Origin of the sequence: Streptomyces sp. MNU76 (assembly GCF_020982545.1) — a bacterium.
Classification (GTDB): Bacteria; Actinomycetota; Actinomycetes; order Streptomycetales; family Streptomycetaceae; genus Streptomyces.
This window is the reverse complement of record NZ_JAJKLK010000032.1, coordinates 1-7,048: the sequence shown is the minus strand read 5'-3', so window position 1 is coordinate 7,048 and position 7,048 is coordinate 1. Positions and strand designations below refer to the sequence as shown.

General features: G+C 68.5%; 7 protein-coding genes. 3 read left to right on the top strand and 4 right to left on the bottom strand.

Annotated elements, in window-relative coordinates:
• Positions 1–83 precede the first annotated feature (83 nt).
• Together E4N62_RS50020 and E4N62_RS47390 are read left to right on the top strand one after the other, a co-directional pair.
• On the top strand, positions 84–188 hold the full coding sequence (locus E4N62_RS50020) for a TetR family transcriptional regulator (RefSeq protein ID WP_230224714.1): 105 nt from the start codon (positions 84–86) through the stop codon (positions 186–188).
• A 71-nt stretch (positions 189–259) separates the two neighbouring features.
• Entirely contained in the window at positions 260–733 is a 474-nt protein-coding gene (locus E4N62_RS47390; RefSeq protein ID WP_230224713.1) for a hypothetical protein, read from the top strand.
• Here E4N62_RS47390 and E4N62_RS47385 read toward each other — a convergent pair.
• A complete protein-coding gene (locus E4N62_RS47385; RefSeq protein WP_308184939.1) occupies positions 699–2,141 on the bottom strand; it encodes an NF041680 family putative transposase in 1,443 nt (480 codons plus the stop codon). The genes E4N62_RS47390 and E4N62_RS47385 overlap by 35 nt on opposite strands.
• 210 nt (positions 2,142–2,351) lie before the next feature.
• Here E4N62_RS47385 and E4N62_RS47380 point away from each other — a divergent pair, with 210 nt between their 5' ends.
• The gene (locus E4N62_RS47380) at positions 2,352–3,932 is read left to right on the top strand and encodes an IS1182 family transposase (protein WP_230222914.1); all 1,581 of its coding nucleotides are present in this window, start codon (positions 2,352–2,354) and stop codon (positions 3,930–3,932) included.
• Between the two features lie 76 nt (positions 3,933–4,008).
• Here E4N62_RS47380 and E4N62_RS47375 read toward each other — a convergent pair whose 3' ends face one another.
• The 3 genes from E4N62_RS47375 to E4N62_RS47365 form a co-directional block, all read right to left on the bottom strand.
• Positions 4,009–4,791, bottom strand: a complete 783-nt coding sequence (locus E4N62_RS47375) for an IS630 family transposase (protein ID WP_230213530.1) — start codon at positions 4,789–4,791, stop codon at positions 4,009–4,011.
• Complete coding sequence (locus tag E4N62_RS47370; RefSeq protein WP_230224712.1) at positions 4,680–5,015, bottom strand: helix-turn-helix domain-containing protein; 336 nt, start codon at positions 5,013–5,015, stop codon at positions 4,680–4,682. Before E4N62_RS47370 ends, E4N62_RS47375 begins: the two co-directional genes overlap by 112 nt.
• A gap of 229 nt (positions 5,016–5,244) precedes the next feature.
• The gene (locus E4N62_RS47365) at positions 5,245–6,570 is read right to left on the bottom strand and encodes an IS701 family transposase (RefSeq protein WP_230224710.1); all 1,326 of its coding nucleotides are present in this window, start codon (positions 6,568–6,570) and stop codon (positions 5,245–5,247) included.
• Positions 6,571–7,048: the final 478 nt, after the last annotated feature.

Sequence of the window (7,048 nt, the reverse complement as noted above, 5' to 3'; positions counted from 1 at the left end):
CCTCCTGAAGAACCAGGTGACGGCATACTTGACACCATGACGACATCCGGAACCCGCGCCGCCCATCGTCCGTCGCGCAAGCGGTGGGTGATCGAGGCGGCCACGGGTTGTTCGCCACGCAGCCGCCGGACGAGGTGACGGTGGCCGACATCGCCGCTCGCGCCGAGATGACCTCGGCGGCGGTGTAATACCACTCTCTCTCCAAGGACCAGGTCCTGTCGGAAGCCATGCGGGGTTCGCGTCCGGGCTGCGCGAGCAGTTGGAGGCGCTCACGGCGGCCTACGAGCCCGGCTCGGACGTGGGGGCGGCGGTCACCACGCTGCTGGCCTGGCTGGGCGAACACCGCTCCGCCGCCACCGTGTTCTTCGTGTCGTCGGCGGGCATGAGCCAGGAAGCGGAAGCGCTGCGCCAGGAGAGTCGTACGGAGTTGCTGAACGAGCTGGTGCGCCTGATCCGCAAGGCGCGCGAGTCCGTCTCCGACGCCGAGGCGGCGGTGATCGGCCTGGGCCTGCTGGCGCTGCTGGAGACCGCGGCGATCTCGCAGGTCCGGGGCGACGACGTCTACCGGTCGCTCGGGCACCGCTACTTCGTCCGCGAGGTCGGCGGTCTTCGCGGACCGGATCGCCGACCCGGGGGGCCTAGGTGTATTGACCCGCGTGAACAACCCTGCGGGTCAATACACCTAGCTTGTTCTTTATCTACCAAGATCTTCCGGGCTTGCCGATGGCCTTGAGGGTCTCGGGGCGTTTGACGGTCTTGCCGACGTCGTAGCGGGGTGCCCGGTGTCTGTTCTTGGCGCCGGGTGGGCGTCCGGGGCCGGCGCCTTGGGGTTTGGGAACGCGGGCCGGGCAGGCGAGGTGAGCGCGGATGTTCCTGAACCCCCGGCGGACCCGGGCCGGGCTGAGCCGGTCCGGGGTGGTGGGTTTCTCCCAGGGCCGGCGGAGGTCCGTAGCGAGCGGTCGGGCGAGCCGGAGCTGGGTGTGAGCGACGATCAGGATCCAGGTCCAGCGGTCCGCCGCCTCGGGAGTACGGAGCTTCGGGGTGGTCCAGCCGAGGGTCTGTTTTGCGAAGCGGAAGGTGTGCTCCAGATCGAATCGACGGAGAAATGCCTGCCAGAAACGGTCCACATCGTCCGGGGTGGCGCCGGTCTTCGAGGACCATAACCACACCGGCGGCGCGTCTCGTTCCTTTGACAGGTGCTCGACCTTCAGTCGAATCAACGTGCCCTCAACCAGGGGTAGTTCACCGTCGTGGTCGAGCCAGGACGAGCGGTGGGTGAGCCTTGGGTGGACTCGGTCCCATGCCTGAGTCTCGGCCTTGCCGTAGTTGCTGGTGTCGGTGACGGTGGTGATCGCGGGCTCGGGCCAGGTCTCCGGCCTGGTGAAGCGGAACTCCGGGCCGTGCTTGGGCGGCCGGCCATTCGTCCCCGGCCGGCGGGACGGCTTCGGCAACCGCATGACGCGGTCGGACCGGACCCTGCCGACCAGCTCGACGGGCAGGTCACGCAGGACCCACGCCAGGCGGGTGACGTCATAGCCGGCGTCGCTGACGATCACGATATGCGGGTCCCCGGTCTGCCACTGGCCAGCGGTGACGAGCCGCTCCACGACGCCCCGCAGCTGGGCGGCGGTGATGGCGGTCGCGTCGTCCGCCGGGCCGAGCCGGACCGCGTCCAGGATCGCGGTCCAGGACGTGGCGCCCGGCTCCAGCACGGCCACGAAGGAATAGGGCCAGCCCGGAATGAACTGTGACGCCGTCTTCGCGCGGCCGTATACGTGGCAGAACAGCCGCTCGGCCGAGCACGGCGCGTCCGAGCGAAGCCACGGCGACACGTCGACCGCCAGGACCAGGCGCCCGCCGTCGAAACGCGGCAGCGACAGCCCGGCCAGCACGGTCCGCAGCCTACCGACATCGATCCGTCCGTGGTTCAGTCCGCCGTACATCGCGCCGTGCCCACGACGATGCTCGGGCAGCAGCGTCAGATCCACCGGGGACTTCACCGCCCCCTCCGCACACAGCACCGCGTCGGTGAGTTCGAACAACTCGTCGCGCCGAGCCGTCAGACACTCGTAGAACTCGCCCCGGAAGCGTGACGCTTCCGCGAACGCTTCACTCCGGACAGCATCACGCAGCAGACTCACCCTCACGGCCTTCGTCGTGGTCACGTGCACCTTGGTCGGAGCACAGGATCAGACGAAGGCCGCCCCCACGTCCGGCGAATCCCCAGGTGAGCGACCCAGTTCGAGACACCGTTCGAGACCGAAAGAAAAAGAACAAGCCTAGAAGGCTCATGAAGATCTTGGGTTTTGGCCCTGCCGCGTCAGCGGCAGGGCCAGACTCGTCTTGTGGCGATGGGCGAGTGGGTCGGCGAGACCGTCGGGCCGGACGTGTGGGAAACCTGCCGGGATCTGATCCCGGCCGGGAGCGTGTTCGCGTTCCTGGCCGAGCATCGCGGCGAGTTGTTCCCGGCTGAGATGTTCGCGGACATGTACCCGTCGGTGAACGGACGGCCGAGCATGCCGCCACAAATCCTGGCCGCCGCGATCACCTTGCAGGCCCTGCACGGGCTGTCGGACTTCGAGACGGTCCAGGAACTGCGGTGCGACCTGCGCTGGAAGGCCGCATGCGGCCTGGGACTTCACGACATGGCATTCGACCCGTCGCTGCTGGCCTACTTCCGCCGCCGGCTGTCCCGCTCCGCCCGCCCGAACCGGATCTTCGACGCCGTGCGCGAGGTCGTGAAAGCCACCGGCGTCCTCAAGGGCAAGCACCGCCGGGCACTGGACTCCACCGTGCTGGACGACGCGGTCGCCACCCAGGACACCGTCACCCAGATCATCGCCGCCGTCCGCGCGGTGATCCGCGAGGTCCCCGGCGCCGACGCAGTCGCCGCTGCCCAGTGCACCGCGCACGACTACACCGACCCCGGCAAGCCCCGCATCGCCTGGAACGACGAGCAGGCCCGCGCCGAACTGGTCGACGCCCTGGTCACAGACGCGCTGCGGCTGCTGGGCCACCTGCCCGAACAGCAACTCTCGGAGAAAGCCGCGAACGCGGTGGGCATTCTGGCCCTGGTCGCCGGCCAGGACGTCGAGCCCGCCGAGGACTCCGACGGCCGCGACGGACGCTGGCGCATCACCCGGGGCACCGCCCCCAACCGGATGGTCTCCACCACCGATCCAGAAGCCCGGCACGTCCACAAGACGCGCAGCCACCAGCAGGACGGCTTCAAGGCCCACCTGGCCATCGAGCCCGAGACCGGCTTATACACCGCGGTCGCCCTGCGGCCCGGCTCCGGAGCCGAACACCACGAGGCCGCCGTCGGTCTGGACCTGCTTGCCGACGAGGACAACCCGCTGGACGTCTTCGGCGACACCGCCTACTCCACCGGCGATGTCCGCCAGACCCTCCACGAGGCCGGGCACCAGCTGTTCCTCAAACCCGCCCCGCTGCGGCCTGCCGTCCCCGGCGGCTTCACCCTCGACGACTTCGCCATCGACACCGAAACGGCCGTCGTGACCTGCCCGGCCGGACACACCGTCGCCCTGTCCGACCCCGGCGGGCAGCACCACCAACGCAAAGCCTCTTTCGGGGACCTATGCGCCGGATGCCACCTGCGCGAGCGGTGCACCAAAGCCAGGGCCGGACGCATCCTGACCATCCGGCCCCACCACAACCTCCAGACAGCCGCTCGCCGCCAGGCCGCCACCGACCCCGGCTGGCAGGCCGACTACCGCCGCTGGCGGCCCCCGGTCGAACGCGCCGTCGCCTGGCTCGTCCACCACGGCAACCGGCGCCTGCGCTACCGCGGCACCATCAAGAACGACACCTGGCTCCACACCCGAGCCGCCGCCCTCAACCTCCGCCGACTGATCAACCTCGGACTCACCCACACCAGTGGCACCTGGCACATCGCACCGGCCACTACATGACCACAGGGGTTGTCCGGCCTGGCGGCCGGACAACCCTCACCAAGATCTTCATCGAACTTCTAGTAGACTGTCGCGGCTAGTTTTTGGGATAGAGGTGGCGCAGTTTGATGCGTGCGTCGTGGGTGGTGAACTGCCAGTTCACCTGACGCTGGTCGGTGTTGGTGGCGTTCTGCCAGGCTGAGAGTTCGGTGTTGAGGGTGTCGAGGTCGCTGATCCGGCGGTCGAGGCATTGCCGGGTCAGTGCGGAGAGTTCGATCTCGGCGATGTTGAGCCATGACCCGTGCTTGGGCGTGTGGTGGATCTCGAGGCGTTGGGCCAGGGCGAATGCCTCTTCGGGTTCGAACGCCTCGTACAACGAGGCGATGTTGTGGGTGTTGAGGTTGTCCATCACCAGCACCACGGTCTCGGCGTCGGGGTAGTCCACGCTCAGTAACTGTTTGACCTGGCCGGCCCAGTCGATCCGGGTCCGCCGGGACAGTGCCTGAACGCGACGCCACCCGCGCAGGGGTTCGACCCACACGAAGATCGAGGACGTGCCGCAGCGGATGTACTCGCTGTCCTGGCGGGCGTCGTGACCAGGGCGGGCCGGGAGTGGGTCGCGGGCATCGCCGAGGAGCTGGTAGGGCTTCTCGTCCATGCACACCACCGGACGTGCCGGGTCGTAGGGCCGGGCATAGACGGCCAGCACGTCTTCCATCCGGGCCGCGAACTCCGCGTTCGCCCGGGGTGGGATGGTCCAGCACTTTCTCAGGTGAGGGCGCAGTTCCGTTTTTTTAAGACCCGCCCGATGGTGGAGTGGTCCAGATCGGGGATGTCCTCGGCCAGCGCGACATGTTTCTCCAGCAGCCGCAGCGACCACCGGGTATGGCCCTGGGGTGGCTGTGAGCACGCCATCGCGATCAGCCGGGCTTCGACCTCGCCGGTCACCGGCGAGGGCACCGGTGGGAGGTCGCGCTTCTTCCGCGCGATCGTGGCGTGCACATCGCCACCGGTCTCGGCGAAACGCTTGGCGACCAGCCGTAACGTCTCACCGGAGACGCCGAGCCGGGCCGCGATCACCGCCTTGGGATCCACGTCTCCCACCGAGGGGTGTCCAGTGCTAGCAGTACACGCGCACGCATGATCATCGAGGCCCCACGAACACCCGTGGTGGTCACCCGGACCAACTCCTCACGATCCTGCGGTGTCAACCTGACCGGCCGCTTCTTCTGTGAACCCATGACGACAGTCCTGTCCGGCAAAGGGAAGGAGGAACCCACCAGACACCAGCCTCCCAACCAGACACACGCCACAACTAAGCAGCGACGCACTACTAGTAGTAGGGCTCCGTTAGGTTGCTCTGGCTCTTGGGTTCTGGCTGGTGGTGGATGTTCTGGGCAGCGGGCGGTGGCAGGTGGTGCAGGTGCCGGTCCAGCAGTTCAGCAGGTCCTGGATGGCGTCGAGGATCTGGTAGAGGGTGAGTCCGCTGTATCGGCTTTGGGGACAGGCGCTCGGTGAGGAAGGCGTGGGCGGTGACCAGGGTGACGTGGTGGTGCCAGCCGTTCCAGGAGCGGCCCTCGAAGTGGTCCAGGCCGAGGCCGTGCTTGAGTTCCCGGTAATCGTGCTCGATGCGCCAGCGGATCTTGGACAGGCGGACCAGTTCGGTGATCGGTGTGTCGGCGGGCAGGTTGGACAGCCAGTAGTCGGTGGGTGCTTCGGCGTCCTGGGGCCATTCGACCAGCAGCGTCACCTCGGGCAGGACACCGTCCCAGTGGCGTGCTCGGCAGTGGCGGCGGCTTGGGCCAGACGGCGGGCCCTCACCCCGGCCGCCGCACCGCAGCGCCAGAAAGCGTGAGTGCATCGGCCCGCGGGAGCCTTCACGCCAGGTCACCTCGGTGAACGCCTGCCGTCCGTGCTCCTGAGCCAGCGCTGCCACCGAGGACGGCTTGTCCCGGTAGCGGGGCTGCGGCCTGCGACCGTTCCCGGACCAGGCCGGGGCGGTGGGCCGCACGTCGTGCGGGTGGACCGTCACGTCCGAACGGACCGCCACGACATAGCCGATGCCCCGCTCGCTCAGACCGTCGCGGAAGTCGGCGTTCTGCCCGTAGCCGGCGTCGGCCACCACCACCGGCGGCACCAGACCCCACCCGGCCAGCTCATCGAGGATGTCCAGGGCCAGACGCCACTTCTCCCGGTGCCCGACCTCCTGCGGTATCCCGGTCTTCTGCCGCCGCACCGCATCGTCCGCCCACTCCTCGGGCACGAACATCCGCCACTGCAGCGGACAGGACGCGGTGTCGGAGACCGCGTGCACACTCACCGCGACCTGGCAGTTGGCCCGCTTGCCCAGCGCCCCGCAGGACTGGCGCGCGACCGCCACCGACATCTTCCCGTCCTTGGGGAACGACACGTCATCGACCGCCCACGCCTCCGGGCCGATTCTCGGCACCATCCGCTGGGCGATCCGCCGCCGCACCGGCACCGGATCCCACGTCGACTGGTTCACGAACTGCTGCAGGTTCTGCTCGTTGCCGTCCGGCAGCCGTTCCGCCATCGGCTGGATCGACTTCCGCCGTCCGTCCAGCATCAGTCCCCGCAGGTAGCAGTCGCCCTTCGCCCGCTGATCCTTACGCGGCACCGACGCGAACACGTCAGCCACGAATAACGCCAACGTCGCCCGAGCCCGGTTCACTTCATGTGCGTCCACACCTTCAGCGTTCCCCCAAACAGGACCGACAGACAGACGCACGGAGTTTCGAAAGCACACCACGGCCTGCATCGCTCTCGCCGCACCGGCCGAAACCCCAATGTACGTCCAGTACGAGGGCTTTCGTCCGGCACGCCGAGAGCACGCACCGGACACCGCGGGCACCGCACAGGACTTTCGACACCCCAGGCGGCCTCCGCCCGGATCACACCAGCAGGCGCAGGGCCTGCAGCAACCTCACCGACCGTGCGCAGGTACTCGGCGGCGCGGTGCCCGCCCGTGACGACGGCACGGTGGTCGAAGGTCAGGCTCAGGTGAGCACCCGTGTCCGCAGGGCCGGTCGTCCGCCCACCTCGACGCCGTCCCTGAGTCTGCCGACCCCGAGGATCGCGACATTGCCGGGTTGATCACGGGTGAAGAAGTCGACGCC

What these genes read in the sequence shown, in the direction of transcription:
- E4N62_RS47380 (WP_230222914.1), top strand. Translation starts at nt 2,352, where the DNA reads ATGGGCGAGTGGGTCGGCGAGACCGTCGGGCCGGACGTGTGGGAAACC.